The organism is Nocardiopsis quinghaiensis (genome assembly GCF_008638365.1).
GTDB lineage: Bacteria > Actinomycetota > Actinomycetes > Streptosporangiales > Streptosporangiaceae > Nocardiopsis > Nocardiopsis quinghaiensis.
On the sequence record NZ_ML703343.1, the window covers coordinates 8,604 to 28,973 of the forward strand.

At 70.8% G+C, this 20,370-nt stretch carries 16 protein-coding genes and 2 CRISPR repeat arrays; of the genes, 8 read left to right on the forward strand and 8 right to left on the reverse strand.

Going from position 1 to position 20,370, the window contains the following annotated elements:
- A partial coding sequence (locus tag FYX01_RS26500) for a hypothetical protein (protein WP_223830309.1) occupies positions 1-292 on the reverse strand: 292 nt, incomplete at its 3' end.
- A 317-nt stretch (positions 293-609) separates the two neighbouring features.
- Positions 610-943: direct repeats of the CRISPR family, unit length 29 nt; unit sequence GGGACCATCCCCGCGTGCGCGGGGAGCAC.
- 1,692 nt (positions 944-2,635) lie between these two features.
- Positions 2,636-3,457: direct repeats of the CRISPR family, unit length 29 nt; unit sequence GGGACCATCCCCGCGTGCGCGGGGAGCAC.
- Positions 3,458-4,179: 722 nt separating this feature from the next.
- Complete coding sequence (locus FYX01_RS26020) at positions 4,180-4,326, reverse strand: hypothetical protein (protein ID WP_190394177.1); 147 nt, start codon at positions 4,324-4,326, stop codon at positions 4,180-4,182.
- Positions 4,327-4,728: 402 nt separating this feature from the next.
- On the opposite strand from FYX01_RS26020, the gene FYX01_RS04435 reads away from it, so the two are divergent.
- Positions 4,729-5,232, forward strand: coding sequence for an LURP-one-related/scramblase family protein (locus FYX01_RS04435; protein WP_150237828.1), 504 nt, complete (start codon positions 4,729-4,731; stop codon positions 5,230-5,232).
- 34 nt (positions 5,233-5,266) lie between these two features.
- Here the strand turns inward: FYX01_RS04435 and FYX01_RS04440 are convergent, their stop codons facing one another.
- Entirely contained in the window at positions 5,267-5,791 is a 525-nt protein-coding gene (locus FYX01_RS04440) for a mycothiol transferase (RefSeq protein ID WP_150237830.1), read from the reverse strand.
- 4 nt (positions 5,792-5,795) lie between these two features.
- On the opposite strand from FYX01_RS04440, the gene FYX01_RS04445 reads away from it, so the two are divergent.
- Together FYX01_RS04445 and FYX01_RS04450 are read left to right on the forward strand one after the other, a co-directional pair.
- On the forward strand, positions 5,796-7,016 hold the full coding sequence (locus FYX01_RS04445) for a sensor histidine kinase (RefSeq protein WP_150237832.1): 1,221 nt from the start codon (positions 5,796-5,798) through the stop codon (positions 7,014-7,016).
- Positions 7,004-7,648, forward strand: a complete 645-nt coding sequence (locus tag FYX01_RS04450; protein ID WP_150237834.1) for a LuxR C-terminal-related transcriptional regulator — start codon at positions 7,004-7,006, stop codon at positions 7,646-7,648. Before FYX01_RS04445 ends, FYX01_RS04450 begins: the two co-directional genes overlap by 13 nt.
- Before the next feature lie 57 nt (positions 7,649-7,705).
- Here FYX01_RS04450 and FYX01_RS04455 read toward each other — a convergent pair whose 3' ends face one another.
- The 3 genes from FYX01_RS04455 to FYX01_RS04465 all read right to left on the reverse strand — a co-directional run bounded on the left by FYX01_RS04455 (position 7,706) and on the right by FYX01_RS04465 (position 10,683).
- A complete protein-coding gene (locus tag FYX01_RS04455; RefSeq protein WP_150237836.1) occupies positions 7,706-8,260 on the reverse strand; it encodes an ATP-binding protein in 555 nt (184 codons plus the stop codon).
- A gap of 220 nt (positions 8,261-8,480) precedes the next feature.
- Complete coding sequence (locus FYX01_RS04460; RefSeq protein WP_150237838.1) at positions 8,481-10,016, reverse strand: glycerol-3-phosphate dehydrogenase/oxidase; 1,536 nt, start codon at positions 10,014-10,016, stop codon at positions 8,481-8,483.
- A gap of 82 nt (positions 10,017-10,098) precedes the next feature.
- A complete protein-coding gene (locus FYX01_RS04465; RefSeq protein ID WP_150237840.1) occupies positions 10,099-10,683 on the reverse strand; it encodes a TetR/AcrR family transcriptional regulator in 585 nt (194 codons plus the stop codon).
- A 17-nt stretch (positions 10,684-10,700) separates the two neighbouring features.
- Between FYX01_RS04465 and FYX01_RS04470 the strand changes: the two genes are divergently transcribed.
- The 3 genes from FYX01_RS04470 to FYX01_RS04485 all read left to right on the forward strand — a co-directional run bounded on the left by FYX01_RS04470 (position 10,701) and on the right by FYX01_RS04485 (position 16,083).
- Positions 10,701-12,341, forward strand: a complete 1,641-nt coding sequence (locus tag FYX01_RS04470; protein WP_190394178.1) for an FAD-binding oxidoreductase — start codon at positions 10,701-10,703, stop codon at positions 12,339-12,341.
- A gap of 513 nt (positions 12,342-12,854) precedes the next feature.
- Positions 12,855-15,407, forward strand: a complete 2,553-nt coding sequence (locus FYX01_RS04480; RefSeq protein ID WP_150237844.1) for an ATP-binding protein — start codon at positions 12,855-12,857, stop codon at positions 15,405-15,407.
- On the forward strand, positions 15,388-16,083 hold the full coding sequence (locus FYX01_RS04485; RefSeq protein ID WP_150237846.1) for a response regulator: 696 nt from the start codon (positions 15,388-15,390) through the stop codon (positions 16,081-16,083). Before FYX01_RS04480 ends, FYX01_RS04485 begins: the two co-directional genes overlap by 20 nt.
- A gap of 24 nt (positions 16,084-16,107) precedes the next feature.
- Here the strand turns inward: FYX01_RS04485 and FYX01_RS04490 are convergent, their stop codons facing one another.
- Positions 16,108-17,037 carry an aminoglycoside phosphotransferase family protein gene (locus FYX01_RS04490; RefSeq protein WP_150237848.1) on the reverse strand — a complete coding sequence of 310 codons (930 nt, stop codon included), beginning with the start codon at positions 17,035-17,037 and terminating at the stop codon, positions 16,108-16,110.
- Positions 17,038-17,417: 380 nt separating this feature from the next.
- Positions 17,418-18,095: a sirohydrochlorin chelatase gene (locus tag FYX01_RS04495; RefSeq protein WP_150237850.1), complete on the reverse strand. Its 678-nt coding sequence runs from the start codon at positions 18,093-18,095 to the stop codon at positions 17,418-17,420.
- Positions 18,096-18,906: 811 nt separating this feature from the next.
- Here FYX01_RS04495 and FYX01_RS04500 point away from each other — a divergent pair.
- Together FYX01_RS04500 and def are read left to right on the forward strand one after the other, a co-directional pair.
- On the forward strand, positions 18,907-19,719 hold the full coding sequence (locus FYX01_RS04500; RefSeq protein ID WP_150237852.1) for a nucleotidyltransferase domain-containing protein: 813 nt from the start codon (positions 18,907-18,909) through the stop codon (positions 19,717-19,719).
- 93 nt (positions 19,720-19,812) lie between these two features.
- Entirely contained in the window at positions 19,813-20,367 is a 555-nt protein-coding gene (def, locus tag FYX01_RS04505) for a peptide deformylase (protein ID WP_150237854.1), read from the forward strand.
- Positions 20,368-20,370: the final 3 nt, after the last annotated feature.

A 20,370-nucleotide genomic window follows, 5' to 3' on the forward strand; every position in this document is an offset into this window, starting at 1 on the left:
TGTTCGCGAGTGCGGCGCTTAGGAAGGTGGCGCGGGTGCGATGCGCGCTGATCATTCCGAGGTTGCCCAGGGCGGACCGCTGGGCCTGTGTGGCGATGGTGTTGAGTCCCGAAGCGGACCTCACGACCTCTTCGAGGTGCGCGCCGATTCCGAAGGCTCGGGGCTGCGTGTTCGCGAGTGCGGCGCTTAGGAAGGTGGCGCGGGTGCGATGCGCGCTGATCATTCCGAGGTTGCCCAGGGCGGACCGCTGGGCCTGTGTGGCGATGGTGTTGAGTCCCGAAGCGGACCTCACGACACGGTGCAGAGTGGCCAATATTCCCCCAAATAGTTAGCGGGGCCAAGGATACACGATCGTGCGAACAAGTCTTCGAACTTAGGTCGTCAACTAGTCGAGAAACATCCGCTTATGTGATCATGGGATTTTTCTTGCGCAGGGAACCCATTGAGATTTCGCCGTCTCGGGAGAGCTCGCCTGGGGCCGCGCGTCCAATCCGCGTCCAAGTTCCGCCGCCAGGAAGCAGGTTCTTCTATTGAAGCAGGTCAGAGTGGTCCCTGCTGGATTCAGCATGGCCTACTGAAAAGCGGAAGGTTATCGGTGGGTTCTCTGCGCGGACCTTCCCCGCATGCGCAGGGAGCACGAGGTCCCCGCCTCGTGGCCCTTACGGATGCCGGGGCCATCCCCGCGTGCGCGGGGAGCACAACCCCATCACCTGGCCGGTCACGTTCACCGCGGGACCATCCCCGCGTGCGCGGGGAGCACACCCGTACGGAGGTTACGGACGCGTTGGACGCGGGACCATCCCCGCGTGCGCGGGGAGCACCGCGCGAGCCAGCTCGCCAACGCCTTGACTCCGGGACCATCCCCGCGTGCGCGGGGAGCACTTGTACAGGTCGTTGCGTTCCCCGGTGGAGAGGGGACCATCCCCGCGTGCGCGGGGAGCACAGTCACTGACGTGGGAACTTACCAGCGACAAGCGACCGATTTTCCAACTTCTTGAGAAACAGACATTTCACCCACAGGCTCAAGGCAAAACCGACTGGTGTCTTCATACCTCATCCGGACCTCACCCCACCAGGCATTCCTGACAACCGAGCTAGCCATGGGGGGCGGAGGCTAGCGGAGGCTGGGATTCAAGTTCAGCCTCCGCACCACCACCGCAGATCAGGCCCACTTTCGGGGCACACACGGAGGCCGCGGAGGCTACGTTTCCTTACTCTCCAAAAAGATGAAGAGCCAGGAGGACGCGACAGTGTCTGGTTCGCCACCCACGCGGGCACCACGCTGGTCCAAGTGCACGGCGGAGTGCCCAGGCGCCCATACCGAATGGACGCCGCCCGGGCGGCCGGCCCCTCCAAGCGCACGCCCTGGCCGTGACCGAGGTCGGTCTGCTCTTCTTCGAACACAGCCGACGAACCGGTGTCTCGTTGGGCCCCCTGCCCTGGACACCTGTGGTGCGCCGCCGCGGAACGAGTACCAAGCGGCAGGAAACACTCGCCTGGCAGAAAAAGTACCGGTGGTTCCCCATCGTTCTGGTCGTGCTCACCAGTGCCAGCGCCCAGGTACTCCAAACACGACGGAACGCCTTGCGAAGCCTGCTCTCGTCCTGGTCTGAGAAGCCCAACGCGATTGTGCCGGTCGGCGTGCTCTTCCTAAGCAATCTACGATGACACGGCCCCGATGCCGACATCGTTGCCCCGCTCCACTACCAGGCCAATCAGGCGACAAACATCCCCATCCACCACGAACCGAACGAATCCGACGAAATATAGATCAGATGCCGAATCTACAGCCGAACACCCCAAAAACTCTAGAAGAGACATCGAGCCCAGCTATATTTATAGCACCCATTAGGTCAACCTCCCTCCCGTTCACCTGGAATTCTCCTCCGAAAAATCGGACAACGAGCGCCATACCCAACCAACGAGACTTCCCCCAGTAGCCCGAAAAACGCAATCGTGAGGGTCCAAAATTCGTGCACATATCGAGAAAGGAGAACCTCATAGATCAGCATCTTTGCAGGTCAATGGTTCGCGTTGCGATGCACATGAAAAGGACACTCCAACAGGGGCACGCGCTCACCACTTTGCCTGTAGATTGGGTGATGCGTCCGATCACTCCCGATCTAGCCCGCCCCTCTGCTCCCAACCTTGGGCGCCGATGGGTTCGCCGAAACAGGCCACACAGATGGTGGCCCGGCAACACCACCAGGGAGATAGATGTCAAAGAAGAGGACGCATAAATCTGATCGGAGGCGACAGAAGCGACGCAAGAAGAAGCGCACTGCGCCCTTCTGGCTGGCACCAGTCTTGGGCGGAGGAGTTGGCGCTTTGATTCGTCAGGTCTTCGAACAGATGACCGGTGGTCCTAGCTAGGCAGAAGAAGCCCTAGCTAGAACCACCCAAGCCCGTAGTGCACCTTACTTTCCCGGTCAAGGCACTGCGGGCCTCTTTGCTGTACTCCATAGAGCCGCAAGGCTTAAGGGTACCCCTAACTTATCCACTCAACAGCAGTACATCCATATAAAATCCCTATCTTCGACTCCAAAGTCTTCTAATACAGCTCCAAGGTTGAAGTAAATCATCCACATGTGAGTGGGAAGCAGGAAAGCATCGACACCAGGCCAGACACGGCCACGGAACCATCCCCGCGTGCGCGGGGAGCAGCTTCTTCGTTGCTTGACTAACACAGCCCCAAGGGGGTCATCCCCGCGTGCGCAGGGAGCACGGTTCTAGCTGACTAGGTATCTAGGTTCCGAGGGGACCATCCCCGCGTGCGCAGGGAGCACGAGCCGCACGAGCAGTTCCCGTGGCGGCGCGGAGGACCATCCCCGCGTGCGCGGGGAGCACTTGACCTTGAGCCAGTGGAACGGGCCTTCCGGGGGACCATCCCCGCGTGCGCGGGGAGCACCAGGACATCATGCAGCGCGGCGCCACCATGGCGGGACCATCCCCGCGTGCGCGGGGAGCACAGCCACGCCCTTGACCAGTCGGCCCACATCGGGGGACCATCCCCGCGTGCGCGGGGAGCACGATCTCTTCGCTGCTCATATGGAAACCTTAAGGGGACCATCCCCGCGTGCGCGGGGAGCACCAGTCCGCCGAACGCGGGGTCGGGGATGGTGGGGGACCATCCCCGCGTGCGCGGGGAGCACCTACGTTGTTAGACCTGGTTACCGTGGTCGGTGGGACCATCCCCGCGTGCGCGGGGAGCACCGAAAAGTGGTGCGGACTGCGTTCGAACGACCGGGACCATCCCCGCGTGCGCGGGGAGCACACGGGGTGGACGACGGAGTGGCGCCGGATGGCGGGACCATCCCCGCGTGCGCGGGGAGCACCCACCGCCACCGCCGGACGTCATCGTGCCCGGGGGACCATCCCCGCGTGCGCGGGGAGCACGCCCCCACACGCCGGGTCGTGGAGATCCACGAGGGACCATCCCCGCGTGCGCGGGGAGCACAGTCGCTGACGTGGGAACTTACCAGTGACAAGCGACCGATTTTCCAACTTCTTGAGAAACAGACATTTCACCCACAGATTCAAGGCAAAACCGACTGGTGTCTTCATACCTCATCCGGACCTCACCCCACCAGGCATTCCTGACAACCGAGCTAGCCATGGGGGGCGGAGGCTACTGCGGAGCCTGCGGAGGCTAGCGGAGGCTGGGATTCAGGTTCAGCCTCCGCACCATCACCGCAGATCAGGCCCACTTTCGGGGCACACGCGGAGGCTGTGGAGGCTACGTTTTCTTACTCTCTAAAAAGATGAAGAGCACAACAGGAGGGAAGCCCCCCACTGGCTAGCCGAGACGTCACCACCTGCTTACGGAACGTCGCCTGAGATGTCCTTTCAGGACCGCTGTGGTCGGCTGGTGGACAGGGACATGGTCAAAGGTGGTGTTGGCGCAGGTAGGAGCGATTCAGCGGCACGGCCTCCGGAGCCGTGTGCGCAGGTTCGAATCCTGCAGGGGGCACCCACAGCGAAGCAGCGAAAACGCCTTGCTGAGCAGCCAGAACGACGCCGACCACCATGGTCGGCGTTCTTCGTTTCACGTCACCTGACACCACGTTTCCCGAGCTTCTGTGGTCGAGCTGTGGTCAGGACATATAACGCAAAAAGGGCAGGGACTCCGACAGCACTCGGAGCCTCCGCCCTGGGTGTTTCGTCCGTCTGTGATCCAGGTCACCGGTAGTCGCCCGTTCGGTCGATCCAGACCTCGTCCATCTCGCTCCACACCTGCGCGTAGATCCGTTGCAGGACCTCCACGCTGTGCCCTGCCCACCGGGCGACCTGGGTCGCCGGGACACCGCTGTTCAGCCGGCAGGTCACCCCTGGCGCACCGGAGGTCGTAGGGACGCCTCAGCAGCGGCCCCTCCCTCTCCTCCGGGATCATCGCCAGGCCCCGCGTGCGGTCCCACACCCGCCAGTAGGTGGACGGCTGGATCGGGTTGCTCCGCACGCTCTGGAACACACGCCCGTCGGGCCCGCTGCCGTGGAGGCGGAGGTGGTCCCTCAGCGGGGCGGCCAGCACCGGCGGGATGGGAACGGTGCGCGGGGCCTTCAGCCGACTCCGGTGGATACGCCGCGCACCGGATCCGGTGACCGGGAACATCCCCGCGTGTGCGGGGAGCACGCGGCGCCCCGGGACGGGCGCCACGCGTTTCCCGGGCGGTCCTCCACAGGCCGACGAGGGCCCTGGTGCGCCGGGCGGACGTGCTCTAGCTTCGGAACATGAAGTTCTTGGTACGCGAACGCGTGTTCGACATCGGTGACGACTACTGGGTGACCGACGAGGAGGACCGCAAGGTCTTCCTCGTCGACGGCAAGGCGTTGCGGGTGCGCACGACCTTCGAGCTCAAGGACACCGAGGGCAACGTCCTGGCGGTCATCCGCAAGAAGCTGTTCAAGGTGCGCGACCAGATGCGCGTCGAGCGCGAGGGCGGCGCCTCGGCCACCGTGCGCAAGCGCCTGGTCAACCCCGTGCGCGACAAGCTCACGGTGGAGGTGGAGGGCGCACCGGACTGGGAGGTGGTCGGGGACTTCCTCGGCAAGGAGTACGTGATCAGCGACGATCACGGCACCGTCGCGCACGTGTCCCGCAAGTGGTTCCGTGTCCGGGACACCTACGCCGTGGACGTCAACACCCACCGCCACGACGTCGGCGGCGACCCCGCGCTGGTGATCGGCGTGGCGGTGGCGGTGGACGCCCTGACCGACGGCGACGGCGACGACTGAGCGCCGCCGCGTGCGGCGGCGCCCCCCTCCCGGGTCAGGCGTCGACCGCGGGCCTGCGGGGCGTGGGACCAGCCTCGGCGGTCGGCTTGACCAGGACCACCCGTAGCTGGATCGGCTCGCCGCTGCGCGCCTCCGTCCCGGCCCCGTCCGGGGAGGAGGACGCGGCGGCCTCCCGGGCGCGGACGACATCCCCGTGCCGGACTGCGAAGTCCTCGGCCGGGTCGCCCTCCAGTCCGTCGAAGTCCTGGTCGGGGCCGTCGGAGTAGTACGGCAGCGGCAGTTCCTCTCCCGCGAACTGAACGCGCAGCCGCCACCGTTCGACACCGGCCGGGTGCCGGACCAGTCCGTGCAGGCTCGTCCCAAGGGTTCGACCGGCCTCGTGGAGAGCTGTTCGACGGGACCCGGCGCATGGTCCCGGTGTTCGCCACGCCTGTGACAGTCCTCCGACGGAGTGGTCCCCCGCGCTCCCCGGCCGAGAGGGTGGCTGGCTGTAGTGCCCGGCACGTTCCGGACGGGTCAGACTGATCCTGTCAACGACGGCGCGGGCGGAAGGGGCCATGAGGATGAGGGACTTCTGGAAGCGGGTGGCGCGGTCCAACGTCTACCTGCTGGTGGTCCTGGGCTCCGGCCTGGTGACGCTGGTGATGTTGCCCCTGACCCTGGTCGTGGCGCTGACCATCCTGGTCGGCGGCCTCGGGTTCGCGCTGCTCCCGCGCTGGGTGGGACTCATCGGCCGGTGGGCCGCCTGGCACCAGCAGTGGGCCTCCCGGCTGCTCGGCGTACCGGTTCCGAGGCTCCCCGACCATGAGGCGTCGGGTCTCCGTGAGCTGTGGGGGCGGCCGTCCACCCGCAGGGTCCTGCTGTGGATGCCCCTGGCCGCGTTCGCGAATACCGGTCTCGGACTCGTGGGCGTGCTGGCGGTCGGGCTGGTGATGACCGTGCCGCAGTTCCCGTTCTGGTGGGCCTTCCCCGAGGAGTACGGCCTCCAGCTGCTCTGGCTCCCGGTGGAGGGCTGGGACATGGCGTTGGCGGCCTTCGCCGGATACCTCGTGGTCGGGGCCGCGCTGGGTTTGTGGGCGGCCCGCCCCGCGGCCAGGGCGCACGCCCGCATGACCTTGGCGCTGCTGGCGCCCACCGGGGCGGAACTGCTGGCCGCGCGGGTGGACGAGCTGAAGCGGACCCGCACCGACGTGGTGAACGCGCACGGCGCGGAGCTGCGCAGGATCGAACGCGACCTGCACGACGGCACCCAGGCGCGGCTGGTCGCGATCGCGATGCAGCTGGGCGTGGCCCGGGAGGCGACGGAGGGGGACCCGTCCGTCGCCGCGCTGCTCAGGAGCGCCCACGAGGGCGCGGAGGAGGCGATGGCCGAGCTGCGCGAGGTCATCCAGGGCATCTACCCGCCGATCCTCGCCGACCGGGGGCTGTCCGGAGCGCTGGCCGCGCTGGCCGCCCGCACCACCGTTCCCACCCGCATGGACGTGGGCGAACTGGGCGCGCTGCCGGTGGCCGCGGAGACCGCGGCCTACTTCGTGGTCACCGAGTCGGTCACCAACGCGGTCAAGCACGGCGGCGCCGGAGAGATCGCCGTACGCCTGGAGCGGACGGGCGACGTGCTGCGGGTGACGGTGCGCGACGACGGCTCGGGCGGGGTGGACGAGGAGCGCGGCAGCGGAGTGCGGGGACTCCGTCGCCGGGTCGCCGCCCTGGACGGTACGGTACGCGTGGACAGCCCGGCGGGCGGGCCGACCGTGGTCGACGTGGAGATGCCGTGCGGATCGTGATCGCCGAGGACAACGTGCTGCTGTCGGCTGGGCTGGAACTGCTGCTCTCCACCCGGGGCTTCGAGGTGGTCGAGGTCGCCAGGGACGCGGCGGCCTTCGCCGAGGCCGTCGACCGGCACCGGCCGGACCTGGCGATCGTGGACGTGCGGCTGCCGCCGAACTTCCGCGACGAGGGCATCCACGCGGCGATCGCGGCCCGCCGCGGACACGAGGCGCTGCCGGTGCTGGTGCTCTCGCAGTACGTGGAGAGGGACTACGCCGGAGAGCTGCTGGCCGACGGCCGCGGCGGGGTGGGCTACCTGCTCAAGGACCGGGTGGGCCGGGTGAGCGAGTTCGTGGACGCCCTGCGGCGCGTGGCGGACGGCGGAACGGTCATGGACCCGACGGTGGTGCGGCAGCTGCTGGCCCGTCGTCCCCGTGATCCCCTGGAGTCACTCACCCCACGCGAGAACGAGGTGCTGGCCCTGATGGCGGAGGGGCTCGGCAACGGGGAGATCGCCGAGCGGATCGTGGTCACCGAGAACGCCGTGCACAAGCACGTCGGCAACATCTTCGCAAAGCTCGGCCTGTCGCCCTCCGACAGCGGGCACCGCCGGGTGCGCGCGACGCTCGCCTACCTCGACGGCAGGTGAGCGGCGCGCCGGCACCTGGCCGAGCGGTACCCGCCCGCCTCGGGACGGGCGGGTGCCTCAGGCGGCGGGCCAGGAACTGCCGGTGAGGTCGTAGGCCAGGTGGAACCACACCTTGCGGATACTGGGGTGTCCGTTGTCACCCCAGGCGGTGGCGAAGCTGTCCACCAGGGCCAGCCCCCGCCCGCTCTCGGCGGTGAGCCGGTCCCCCTCCATCGGCGCGGCGACCAGCGGTCCCTCCTCGCCCTCCGGGGAACGCGTCGGTTTCCCGCTGTCGCGGCAGACCAGGGTGATCCCGTTGGGCGCCCGGGTCACCTTCAGCACGAAGCTCTGGCCCTCCTCACCGGAGCGGCTGTGCCGGATGGCGTTGGTCGCCAGCTCGGTACCCAGGAGGGAGAAGACGTACCGGTAGTCGGTGTCCCGGCCGGCCGCGCAGGTGTCCAGGAAGGCGCGGGCCAGCGGCACGCTCGCGGGCTCGCCGGGAAACTCCCAGTGGCGCTTGGTGAACGGGACCGGCGGCCGCCCGCTGAAGTAGTGCCGGTACTCGTCCGGTACACCCGCGAGGACGGTGTCCTCGGCCTTGGTCAGGGCGGGCACGGAAACGAGCGTGGGCATGGGTGACTCCTTCGGCGGTGCGGTTCGGACGGGCAGGAGAACCGCGTGAGGGGGCGGCTGGGGAGCGTCCGGCGTCCGCTTTGGGGAAGGGCGGCGCGGAACGGCTACGACCTTACGCGATCAAACCCTTGCGGGACAGGGGATCCGGGTGTGGTCAGTCGCGCTGATTCCGAGCACGCACCCGCACCCGCCGGTTCCGACCGCCGCCCCGGCCCGGTCCTCAGCCCACGGCGTCGAACGCCTCCTCGGCGGCGGCCTCGGCCTCGGCGCGTTCCGCGGGGACCAGGCCGACGCGCGTGCGCCGGTCCAGCAGGTCTCCGGTGTCCATGGCCCCCTCGTGGCGCACCCCGAACCGGAGTTCGGCGCCGGTGACCCCGCGCACGGCGGGTACGAGCAGTGCCGGGTCCGTGTCGGCCTCGGCCAGGACGTCGGCCGCCTCGGTGCCGTACCTGGCCACCAGGCGGCGCGGGGCGTCGACGGCGTCGAGCTCCTCGTGCGCGGCGGCTCCCACCAGCGGCAGGGAGCGGGTCCGGCAGGGCCCGGCGGACAGGCGGCGGACGCGCACGGCGGTGTCCACGGCCTGCTCGGCCATCGCACGGTAGGTGGTGAGCTTGCCGCCGACCACGGTGACCGTGCCGTTCCGGGCGACCGTGACGGCGTGCCCGCGTGACAGTGCGGCGCTGTGGCCGTCGCCCTCCAGGAGCGGGCGCAGCCCGGCGAAGGTGCCGAGGACGTCGCTCCGGTCCAGACGTGTCTCCAGGGCCCGGTTGATCTGGCGGAGCAGGAAGTCCACGTCGCCCTCGGAGGCCTGGGGGACACGCGGGGCGGGGCCGTCCACGGGCTCGTCGGTGAGCCCGGCGAACACCCGGCCGTCCGGCTGGGGCAGCGCGAACACGAACCGGCTGACGCCTCCGTCGATCGGCACGGTGAGCGCGGCCCTCGGGTTGCCGAGGACGGCGCCGTCGAGCACCAGGTGGCTGCCCCTGCTGGGGCGCAGGCGCACGTGCGGGTCGAGCTGGTCGGCGTGGACGCCGGTGGCGTTGACGATCGCACGCGGGCGCACGGGGACGATGCGGTCCGTGACCTCGTCGCGCAGGACGGCGCCGTCGGCGGAGACGCTCTCGGCCGAGCAGCGTGTGATGATCCGGGCCCCCTCGCGTGCGGCGGTGCGCGCCAGGCCCACCACGAGGCGAGCGTCGTCGACGAGCTGGCCGTCGAAGGAGAGGATGCCACCGCGCAGGCCCCGCCGGGCGACTCCGGGGAGCAGGCGCCGGGTCTGTCGGGCGTTGAGCAGGCGCGGCCGGGGCAGCACGCTGCCGGGGGTGCCGGCCAGGGCACGCAGGAGGTCGCCCATGTCCATGCCCATGCGGACGAACAGCGCCTTGGACAGGCTGTCCTCCCGGTGGACGGGCACCACCATGGGCAGGGGCCGCACCAGGTGGGGCGCGGTCACCCGCATGAGGACGTCCCGTTCACGGGCGCTCTCGTAGGCGATACCGAACTGTCCCTTGGCGAGGTAGCGCAGGCCGCCGTGGACGAGCTTGGAACTCCAGCGGCTGGTGCCGAAGGCCAGGTCGTGGCGTTCGACCAGCACGGTGGACAGGCCGCGCGAGGCCGCGTCGAGTGCGACACCGGCACCCGTCACTCCCCCGCCGACGACCAGGACGTCCACCCGGGGGCGGCGCTCCAGCGCGGCGAGGTCCGCGGTGCGCCGTGCGGCGTTGAGGGAGGAGGCGGCGGTGACTGTGGGGCTCATGGGCGGTCCTGGTTCGTTCGTCGGTGGTCTCGGCTGGTCCTGTTCGGGTGCTGCTGGACACGGGCTGGACCGGCCCGGCGGATCACGGGGCGAGGTAGCCGTCCAGCAGGACGGTGAGTTCGCCGACGAGCCCGGTCCCGTCGAGCACGTCGGAGAACAGTCGGCGGGAGGTGACGGTTCCCTGGACCGTGACCAGCACGAAGCGGGCCAGCACCTCGGGATCGCCCGTGCGCACCGAGCCGTCGCGCTGGCCCTCGGAGATGATCGGCTCCACCAGCTCCAGGGCGACCCGGTGACTGGTGCCCAGCCGTTGGAAGGTGTAGGTCGTCAGGAGTTCTGGCTCGGTGTCCACGATCCGGGTGAACAGGGGGTGGGCGAGCATCGCGCGCGCGACCCCGGCCGCGTGCCGGACCAGGCGGACGCGCACGTTCTCCCCGGCCTGGTCGCCGGAGGAGAACCCCTCCTCCAGCAGGATCCGTCGCAGTTCCCGCGTGAGCAGGTCGGCGACGAGCGTGGTCGCGTCGGGCCAGCGCCGGTAGACGGTGGGCCTGCTGACCCCGGAGCGGCGGGCCACGTCGGTCAGGGTGGTGCGGCGCACCCCGAAGTCCTCGACGCAGGCACGAGCCGCGTCCATGATCCGGTCATCAACGTTACGTTTTGACGCCATGTGTAAAACTGTAGAGCATGACTGACGAGACCGTCCCTTCCGGTGGCTCCGGGAGGGCTCCCGGCACCGACCCCGCGCCCGACATGAGCTGGTTCGCCTGGGGCGATCCCGCCAAAGCCGCCGCCCTGGACCCCGGACTGCGCGACCTGATCTCCCAGGTGCTGGGGGCGCCGCTGGAGGACCTGCCCCCCGTCCCCGAGGAACGGGTGGAGCTTCCCCCCTCACGTCTGGAGACCCGTCCGCGCGAGGCCCTCGCGGGAGTGGTCGGGGACGGCCGCGTGCGCACCGACGACGCCGTCCGGCTGCGCCACAGCGGCGGCAAGAGCACCCCCGACCTGCTGCTGCGCCGCGCTGGCTCGGCCGATCCCGCCCCGGACGCCGTCCTGTACCCCGCCGACCACGGCGAGGTCCAGCGCGTGCTGGAGGTGTGCTCGGCCGAACGCGTCGCCGTGGTGCCCTTCGGCGGCGGTACCAGCGTGGTGGGCGGGGTGGCCCCGCTGCGCGGCGGCTTCCGCGCCGTGGTCGCCCTGGACCTGCGCCGTCTGGACCGGCTGGTGTCCGTGGACACCACGTCGATGACCGCCGTCCTGGGCGCGGGCGTGCGTACCCCGCACGCCGAGGCGATGCTGGCCGAGCACGGGTGCACGCTCGGACACCTGCCGCAGAGCTACGAGTACGCGAGCATCGGCGGCTACGCGGCCACCCGCTCCAGCGGCCAGGCGTCCTCCGGCTACGGCCGCTTCGAGGACATGGTGGTGTCCCTGCGCGTGGCCACCCCGCGCGGCGCCCTGGAGACGGGCGGCCCTCCGGCCTCGGCCGCCGGACCGGACCTCGGCCGCCTGGTGCTGGGCTCGGAGGGCACGCTGGGGGTGATCACCGAGGTGGGCCTGCGGATACGCCGCCGCCCGGAGCGGGTGCTGGACGAGGCGTGGTCCTTCCCCGACTTCGCGACCGGGGCGGAGGCGCTGCGGTCCCTCGCCCAGTCCGACGTCCGTCCGACCATGGCGCGGCTGCTGGACGAGTCGGAGACCTTCGTCGGCGCGGCCATGGGCGGGCGTGAGGCCACGCCCGGTTGCCAGGCGGTCCTGGGCTTCGAGGGCGCCGGGGCCGAGGTGGAGGCCCGGGCGGCGTCGGTCCGGGAGGCCATGGCCGCGGCGGGCGGCGCGCCGCTGGGTCCGGAACCGGTGGCGCACTGGCGAAGCAACCGGTTCTCCGCGCCCTACCTGCGCGACACCCTGCTGTCGGCGGGAGTCCTCGCCGAGACCCTGGAGACCGCCGCGTCGTGGACCGACCTGCTGCCGCTGTACACGGCGGTGTCGGACGCGCTCACGGGGGTGCTGGAGGACGGGGAGGGCGGCGCGGTGGTGATGTGCCACGTGTCGCACACCTATCCCACGGGCGCCTCCCTGTACTTCACGGTGGCCACGGCCGCCGGTGCCGCACCGTTGGAGAGGTGGGGCCGGGCCAAGCGCGCGGCCTCGGACGCGATCGCGGCCCACGGCGGGACGATCACCCACCACCACGCGGTGGGCACCGACCACAGGCCGTGGATGGCCGCGGAGATCGGGCCGCTGGGCGGTGAGGTGCTGCGCGCGGTCAAGGCGGCGCTGGACCCCGAGGGCGTGCTGAACCCGGGCAAGCTCATCCCCGCCCCGTAGGGCGTACCGCAGGCGGCGCGGCGGGCTTTCTGGAACCGGAACCTCAAGGGACCGGCCTCCGGCGCACCCCCGTCACGCCCTCTCCCCCTCAAGGGAGAGCTGCCGCTCCACCTGCGGGGCGACGCCGCCGAGGACCGGGCCCGCCGGGCCGCGCCTGGGCGTACCCGGCCGTCCCGGATCTTCGTGTACGGGCTGGGCGGCCGGGAGCCGGAACCGCCCCGGCTGGCCGCCGTGGGGCTGTCCGGGCGGGCCGGGGAACGGCTGCCCGCCGGGCGGGCCGGGGAAGGAACCGTCGTTCGGGGGACGGGGCACCGGTCTCGCGGCGTGAACGCGTCCGGTGGACGGCCGCCGCGCCTCCTCCCTGGTGCTCGCCGACCGCGCGGACCGGCCGGAGATCGCGTTCCGCCCCATGCCGGGCACATGGGCGGATGCCGTCCCGAGTGTTCCCGGCTCCGGCCGTTCCACCGCAGCTCCGGGCGGAAGCGGCCCATGCGGCATCCCGGTGCCCCGACAATGGATCCCGTGGCACGAGGAAAGCTCCGCATCTACCTGGGATCGGCACCCGGTGTCGGTACCACGCACAACGCCCTGGCCGAGGCCCGCCGTCGGGCCGAGCACGGCGCCGACGTGGTGGTCGCCGCCGTCCACACCCACCGGCGCGAGCGCACCTCCGCCCTCCTGGAGGGTCTGGAGGAGGTACCGCCGCACCCGTCCGGTTCCGTGGACACCGCCGCCGTGATCTCACGCGCGCCGGGGACCGCCCTGGTCGACGACCTCGCTCGCGCCAACGCGCCCGGCGCGCCCAACACCACCCGCTGGCAGGACGTGGAGGAACTGCTGGAGGCGGGCGTCGACGTGCTGTCCACCGTGGGCGTCCACCAGCTGGACTCGCTCAACGACGTGGTCCACCAGATCACCGGTGTGCGCCCGGAGCAGACCGTTCCCGACCACGTGGTGCGCCGCGCCGCCGAGGTCGAACTCGTGGACGTCACCCCGCAGGAGCTGCGCCGCAGGATGGCGCACGGCGACATCCACCCGGCCGAGCGGGTGGACGCCGCCCTGGCCGACTACTACCGCGAGGGCAACCTGGCGGCCCTGCGCGAACTGGCACTGCTGTGGACCGCCGACCGGGTGGAGGAGAGCCTGGCCCGCTACCGGGGCGAGCACGAGATCCGGCGGACCTGGGAGGCCCGGGAGCGTGTCGTGGTGGCGCTCACCGGCGGCCCCGAGGGTGAGACGCTGATCCGCCGTGCCGCCCGTGTGGCCGCCCGCTCGCGGGGCGGCCATCCCCAGCCCAGCCACCTGCTGGCCGTGCACGTGGTACCGCCGAACGGGATGGCTCAGGCACCCAGCGCGGACCTGCTGCGGCAGCGCAGGCTGCTCGCCGAGCTGGGCGGCACCTACCACCAGGTGGTCGGCAACGACGTCCCGACCGGGCTGCTGGACTTCGCGCGGGGCGTGCACGCCACCCAGATCGTGCTGGGGTCCTCGCGCCGCCGCGCCTGGCAGTACGTGCTCGGTCCCGGGGTCGGTGCGACCGTGGCACGCGACTCCGGGGACATCGACGTGCACATCGTCACCCACGAGCGGGTGGGAAGCGGACGGTGGCCGCTGCCACAGCCGGGCCGGGGGCTGGGCGAGCACCGGCGGGTGGCCGGATGGTCGCTCTCCCTGCTGTCCCCCACCCTGCTGTCGCTGGTGATGGCGCTGCCCGTGTTCGAGAACGTGGGTGCGGCCTCGGAAGCGATGCTGCTGTTGCTGGCCACCGTGGCCACCGCGGCGGTGGGCGGCCTGCGCCCCGCACTGGTGTCGGCGCTGTGGAGCGCGGTCCTGCTCACCGCGCTGCTGTCCCCGCTGCACGGACGGCCTCCGGTGTCCCTGGACAACGCGCTGGCGCTGACCGCGTTCGCCCTGGTGGGAGCGCTGGTGGCGGTCGTGGTGGAGATGGCGGCCAGCCGGTCGGCGCAGGCGGCCCGGGCCCGGGCCGAGGCCGATGCGGTGACCCTGCTGGCGAGCAGCGTCCTGGCGGGCAAGGAACCCCTCCAGGCCCTGCTGCGGCGGATCCGGGAGACCTTCGGCCAGCGGTCGGCGACACTGCTGGAGTTGCGGGAGGACGGCCGGTGGCGGGCGGCGCACAGCGTGGGTGCCCCGGCGTGCGACTCCCCCGACGAGTCGGACGTGCTGGTGTCGATCTCCGACAACCTGGCGCTGGCGCTGCGCGGTCGCGTGCTCCCCGCGACCGACCGGGGCGTGCTGCGGGCGTTCGCCGCGCACATCGGCATCGCCCTGGAGCACCAGCGGCTGGAGTGGGACGCGGCCGAGGCGCGCAGCCAGGTGGCGGGCAACCGCATCCGCACGGCCCTGCTGGCGGCGGTCTCGCACGACCTGCGTACGCCGCTGACCTCGATCAAGGCCAGCCTGTCGAGCCTGCGCGCCACCGACATCGCCCTCACCGACGAGGACCGCGAGGACCTGCTGGAGACGGTGGAGGAGTCCACCGACCGGCTCAACCGGCTGATCGACAACCTGTTGGACATGAGCCGGGTGCACACCGACAGCGTGCGTCCCAAACTCCGCGCCGTGGGCCTGGAGGAGGTCGTGCCCGTCACCCTTCTGGGCCTGCCGCACGGGGCGGTCACCGTGGACGTTCCCGACCACCTGCCCCGGGTGCTGGCCGACGCCGGGCTGCTGGAGCGGTCGGTCGCCAACGTGGTCTCCAACGCGGTCCGCCACAACCCGGACCCGCGCGTGCCGGTGCTGCTCGCGGCCAGCGCACACGGCGACAGCGTGCAGTTGCGGGTGGTGGACCGGGGACCGGGTGTCTCCGACGAGGCCAAGCAGCGCATGTTCGAGGCCTTCCAGCGCCTGGGCGACGCCCCCCAGGGCACGGGGGTGGGTCTCGGGCTGGCGGTCGCACGTGGTTTCGTTGAGGCGATGCACGGGAGCCTCGACCCCGAGGACACTCCGGGAGGCGGGCTGACCATGGTGTTCACTCTCCGGGCTGTGGAGAAGAACGAGGCCGACAGCGGGGACGAGAGGCGGGTCGATGCGGGTCCTGGTCGTTGACGACGACATACAGATCATCCGGGCGATGAGGATCAATCTGCGGGCGCGCGGGCACGACGTGGACACCGCGGCCGACGGCGCGTCGGCGCTGCGGCTGGCCGCCGACCACCACCCGGACGTGATCCTGCTCGACCTCGGGCTGCCCGACATGGAGGGCATGGAGATCATCCAGCGGCTGCGCGGATGGTCGCAGGTGCCGATCATCGTGCTGTCGGCCCGGCACTCGGCCGGTGAGAAGGTGCGCTGCCTGGACTCGGGCGCCGACGACTACGTCACCAAGCCGTTCGGTATGGACGAGCTGCTGGCCCGGATGCGGGCGGCCGAGCGCCGGTCGATGCGCACCGAGGAGGCACCGGTCGTGCGCACGCCGTGCTTCACCGTGGACCTGGGAGCCAAGCGGGTGCTGCGGGAAGGCGAGGAGGTACGGCTGACCCCGACGGAGTGGCACATCCTGGAGCTCCTGGCCCGCCACGCGGGCCAGCTGGTCAGCCAGCGCCAGCTGCTGCACGACGTGTGGGGCCCGGCCTACCAGAGCGAGACCAACTACCTGCGGGTGTACATGGCACAGCTGCGCCGCAAGCTGGAGCCCGATCCCGCGCGTCCCCGGTACCTGATCACCGAGGCGGGGCGGGGATACCGTTTCGAGAGGACCGGGTCCCCGCAGCCGGAGCACTGACCCGTCGCGGACTCCGGGCCCGGGTCAGGTGGCGAAGGCCAGTCCCTCGGACAGCTCCATGAGCGTGTCGAACTCGTCGGTGCCCACCTGGCCGCGGTTGGCCTTGGCCACCGCCAGACAGGGGGCGAAGGCGCGCACCCACTCCATCAGCCGGTCGCCGTCCACTCCCAGGACGTGGGAGAGCGCGTCCACGCGGTACACCACCTCGGTCAGGCTGGTGGCCTTCCACAGGGCCCAGTCCACGGCGTCGACCGCGCCGTCGCCCAGGCAGGCGCGCGGGTCGACGGCCACCAGACCGCGCTCGCCGCCGTCCAGCACGTTGCCCGGGTGCAGGTCCCCGTGCACGGGCACGACGTCGACCGTCCCGTTGGCCAGGTCGCGAGCCCGGCAGAACCCCTGGTGCATGGCGGCCACGGACACCACGTCGGCGGCCGGGCCCTCGGCGCGTTCGCGGTTCCACAGGTCGAAGATGAACTGCACCCGCGAGGTCAGCGGACGCAGTTCGAGCAGTTCCCCGCGGGGCACCTCGACGCCGTGCAGTTCGGCGATGAGCGATCCGATGGTCTCCATGGACGGGACCTCCCCGATCGCGGCGATGGTGTCCCCGTCGATCCACTCCATGAGGATGGCGCCCCGGCCGCCGTCCACCCCCCACAGCCCGGGCACGCGTCCGGAGGCCTCCCACATCCGCAGCAGGCGGGCCTCGGAGACGGCCAGGCCGGTGTCCGGGGACAGCTTGAGCACGCCCTGGACGCCGTCGGGGCGGGTGACGCAGACGACGACGGAGGTCCGGCCGTGGGGGGCCGGGCCCTCGACGGTCAACCGCCACTCGGAGGCGAGCTTCTCGACGATCGCGGGGAGTTCGGTCAGCCACTCGTCGACCTGGCTGCCGAAGCGCCGCTCCAGACGCCGGCGCTGCCGGTCATCGACGAGCCGCGCTGTGACGTCGTTCATACAACCACCTTAGGTTCGCTCACGTCGACGCCTGCCCGGGGCCGCTCCCCCTGTGCCCGGGTCGACGGACCGGAGGGCCCGTGGCGAACGCCGTCCGGGGCCAGGACCGGTCGCGGAGGGACCTCCGCGCCGACGTGCGGAATACGAAGCCGACGAAGGGGTCGCGCCCGGATCGCCGTCGCGCCGCGCTGGCGGCACGGTACGGGTACCGCGTTCGTGGGTGCGGGTAGTTCCCGCCCGCTTGGGCCATACCCACCTCCGTGCTCGCGGTAACAGGAACGAAACGACCCGGAGCCCGTGCACACCCTCGGGCGCGGCGCCCTCACCCCTGGTGGAGGACCGGGGTGTTCCCCGACGGCCCGCCGGTGGGGCGGCGTGGCTCAGGACAGACGCCCCTTGACCGCCCGGTGCTGGGCGAGGAGGGTGTCCACGACCAGTTCGGAGGGCCACAGGGGCGCGGTGATGGCGGTGACGTCCAGCCCACGCAGCAGGTCGAAGTCGGGACCGTCGACCAGCCTCCAGGCGGCGACGGCGACCTTGTCGTGGCCGTGGCGGCGCAGCCGGTCGACGGCGTCGGACACCGACGGCGCCCAGGTGCGCAGGTAACCGACCTGGACCGGGGAGTCGAGGCGGCGGCTGAGCATGCGTGCCACGTCCATGACGACCTGGCGCTCCTCGGTGCCCGTGGTGCCGTCCGCGGCCAGGACCACTCCGTCGGACGGCCTCCAGCCGGAGTCGGTGAGCCGTCCGGCGAGATCGGCGACGATGGACGGGACCGCCCCCAGCGGCGCGGTCTGACAGGAGTCCTCCCAACGTCCGATGCCGAGCCGGGAGAGCAGGTGGGCGCTGGCGACGTCGCCGCCCGCGACGAACGCGGGGACGACCACCTTGGGACCGCGGACGGCGCGGAGGGCGGCGGTGACGTCGTCGGGGCTGCCGAAGGCCGGGGCCACCGGCACCTCTCCCCTGCTGGCCACCGCCTCGGCCAGGCCGCACAGGGCCTCCCGACGGTGGGCGTCACGCGAGTCGTCGGCCACGAGGACCATCGTGGGGACCATGCACAAGCTCCTTCGTACGTCGCCTGGAGAACCACCGTTGTCCGTCGAGCGTAAAGCGGCACGGTTTCAGGGGGGTTCTGCCGTGTTACATGGAGGAAAACAGCGGACAATGGCTGTGGTGGTTATCACCGCCGGGAGCCTCCGTGAATCATAACAATCGCCTAAGGAGCGTAGACTGTCCACACCCCCGGATGGTGGCGTACACCTCACAAAGCCCGACGGGGAAGGCGTTTGTCCTTACTTCCGGGGAAACGGAGGCCGCCCACCTGCCCAGATGGACGATTCCCACCCCCTTACGACAATTGCCCCGCGACAGGACACCGCGGGCACCGCATCCACCATTCGCAGACGTTCACATCTCTGTTTTCGTCCGCACGCCTCTCTAGAGAAAACCCGGCAAAGGTTTTCACATGCATATGACAAGTGCGGATGCACGTGCCGATGAATGTGCGCCGAACGCCCTGCCTGATACGACGCGAATTTCTCGCCTCCTCCCGGAGCCGCCGTTCTCGGCCCGGTCCGGGCCGGGCGCCCGTTCGGAGCCCATGCACATCCCGACCCTGCCCGTCAAGGGTGTGTGCTCCCCCAAGGCGACATAGCCGCGCACCACCTGGCGTGGGGAGACAGGACGCGGGTCTGGTGTGATTACTTGCCATGAGCTTCCGGCCCACCCACACTTGGTACTGATGGAGCGAGTACCTGCAGGCCCAAGCGTCACAGGACCGCTCCGGGCGATCGCGCCCCCGGTCTCCTCGGCACCGGACGGGCCGCGCCCCGAGATCCGCACCGAACCATCCAGACTGGAGTGAGCATGGCTGTCCACCCTCGGGTGCAGACGCTGGCCCAGACCTTTCTCGCGCATGCCGACCAGGAGGCCCCCGGCCTGGTCGAAGGGCTCTACCTGACCGGTTCGGTCGCCCTCGGCGACTTCCGCCCCCACACCAGCGACGTCGACTTCGTCATCGTCACCGGCCGCACGCCGGAGTCGCACGAACTGGAGCTGCTGCGCGGCGTCCACACGCGCATGCGCGCCCACATCCCCAGGCCCCAGTTCAACGGCATCCACGTCACCTGGGACGACCTCACCGGCGACCCGGCCTCCTGCGGCCCGGTCCCCTCGGTGACCAACGGCCGGTTCCGCAGCCGCGCCAGCACCGACGTCAACCCCGTCACCTGGCACATCCTCGCCGAGCACGGTGTCACCGTCCGCGGCCCGCACCCCCTCGAACTGGACGTGTGGGACGAGCCCGAGAGTCTGCGCGCCTGGTCCCTCGGCTCCCTGGACGAGCAGTGGCGGCGCTGGCGGGAGAAGGCCGGGCGCCTGGTGACTCCGCGCGGACTGGCGGTCCTCGGCTCGCTGGCTCCCTCGTGGAGCGTGCTGAGCGTCAGCGGTCTGCACTTCACCCTCAAGACCGGGGAGATCACCTCCAAGTCCGGCGCGGGCGCCTACGCCCTACACGCCTTCCCCGACCGGTGGCAGCGCATCGTCAACGAGTGCCTGCGCGTGCGCCGCAGCGCCAACGCGTCCTCCCTGTACGCAAGCGCCCTGGCCCGGCGGCGGGCCGCGCTGGACTACATCGAGATGGTGCTGGACGACGCTCTGCGCCCCGGCCTGGCCGCCTGACGCGCTCGCGCCGCGCGGCCCGGGCCGCCCGCTCCGTGTCCGGGTTCTCCGCCTCCGTACGACCTCCCGTGAGTCCCGGCTAACCTGTGGTGCATGACCATGCGCCCCATCGTCCGGTTCGGCGACCCCGTCCTCGCCGCACCGACCACCCCTGTCACGAAGTTCGACCAGCACACCGAGACGCTGGTCCGGGACCTGCTGGAGACGGTCGACGCTCCCGGGCGGGCAGGCCTGGCCGCCACCCAGATCGGGGTGGGCCTACGCGTGTTCAGCTACAACGTCGAGGACCGGATCGGCTACGTGATCAACCCGGAGATCGCCGAACTGTCGGAGGAGGTCCAGGACGGCGAGGAGGGCTGCCTGTCGGTGCCCGGGCTGTGGTACCCGACCAGGCGTGCCGAGCGCGCCGTGGTCACCGGTGTGGACCTGCGCAACGAACCGGTCACCCTGGAGGGAACCGGGCTGATGGCCCGCTGCCTCCAACACGAGACCGACCACCTGGACGGCATCGTCTACGTGGACCGCCTGGACGCGGGGACGCGCAAGCGGGCCCTGCGCGACATCCGCCGCTCGGACTGGTTCATGCCCGCCGAACCGCCCAAGCCGACGGGCGTGCAGCTCCCCAGCGCCTTCGGCGGCGCGAGCTGACGC

What these genes read in the sequence shown, in the direction of transcription:
- FYX01_RS04435 (WP_150237828.1), top strand. Translation starts at nt 4,729, where the DNA reads ATGAAGTTCTTGGTACGCGAACGCGTGTTCGACATCGGTGACGACTAC.
- FYX01_RS04440 (WP_150237830.1), bottom strand. Translation starts at nt 5,791, where the DNA reads ATGGCCCCTTCCGCCCGCGCCGTCGTTGACAGGATCAGTCTGACCCGT.
- FYX01_RS04445 (WP_150237832.1), top strand. Translation starts at nt 5,796, where the DNA reads ATGAGGGACTTCTGGAAGCGGGTGGCGCGGTCCAACGTCTACCTGCTG.
- FYX01_RS04455 (WP_150237836.1), bottom strand. Translation starts at nt 8,260, where the DNA reads ATGCCCACGCTCGTTTCCGTGCCCGCCCTGACCAAGGCCGAGGACACC.
- FYX01_RS04460 (WP_150237838.1), bottom strand. Translation starts at nt 10,016, where the DNA reads ATGAGCCCCACAGTCACCGCCGCCTCCTCCCTCAACGCCGCACGGCGC.
- FYX01_RS04465 (WP_150237840.1), bottom strand. Translation starts at nt 10,683, where the DNA reads ATGGCGTCAAAACGTAACGTTGATGACCGGATCATGGACGCGGCTCGT.
- FYX01_RS04470 (WP_190394178.1), top strand. Translation starts at nt 10,701, where the DNA reads ATGACTGACGAGACCGTCCCTTCCGGTGGCTCCGGGAGGGCTCCCGGC.
- FYX01_RS04480 (WP_150237844.1), top strand. Translation starts at nt 12,855, where the DNA reads ATGGATCCCGTGGCACGAGGAAAGCTCCGCATCTACCTGGGATCGGCA.
- FYX01_RS04485 (WP_150237846.1), top strand. Translation starts at nt 15,388, where the DNA reads ATGCGGGTCCTGGTCGTTGACGACGACATACAGATCATCCGGGCGATG.
- FYX01_RS04490 (WP_150237848.1), bottom strand. Translation starts at nt 17,037, where the DNA reads ATGAACGACGTCACAGCGCGGCTCGTCGATGACCGGCAGCGCCGGCGT.
- FYX01_RS04495 (WP_150237850.1), bottom strand. Translation starts at nt 18,095, where the DNA reads ATGGTCCCCACGATGGTCCTCGTGGCCGACGACTCGCGTGACGCCCAC.
- FYX01_RS04500 (WP_150237852.1), top strand. Translation starts at nt 18,907, where the DNA reads ATGGCTGTCCACCCTCGGGTGCAGACGCTGGCCCAGACCTTTCTCGCG.
- def (WP_150237854.1), top strand. Translation starts at nt 19,813, where the DNA reads ATGACCATGCGCCCCATCGTCCGGTTCGGCGACCCCGTCCTCGCCGCA.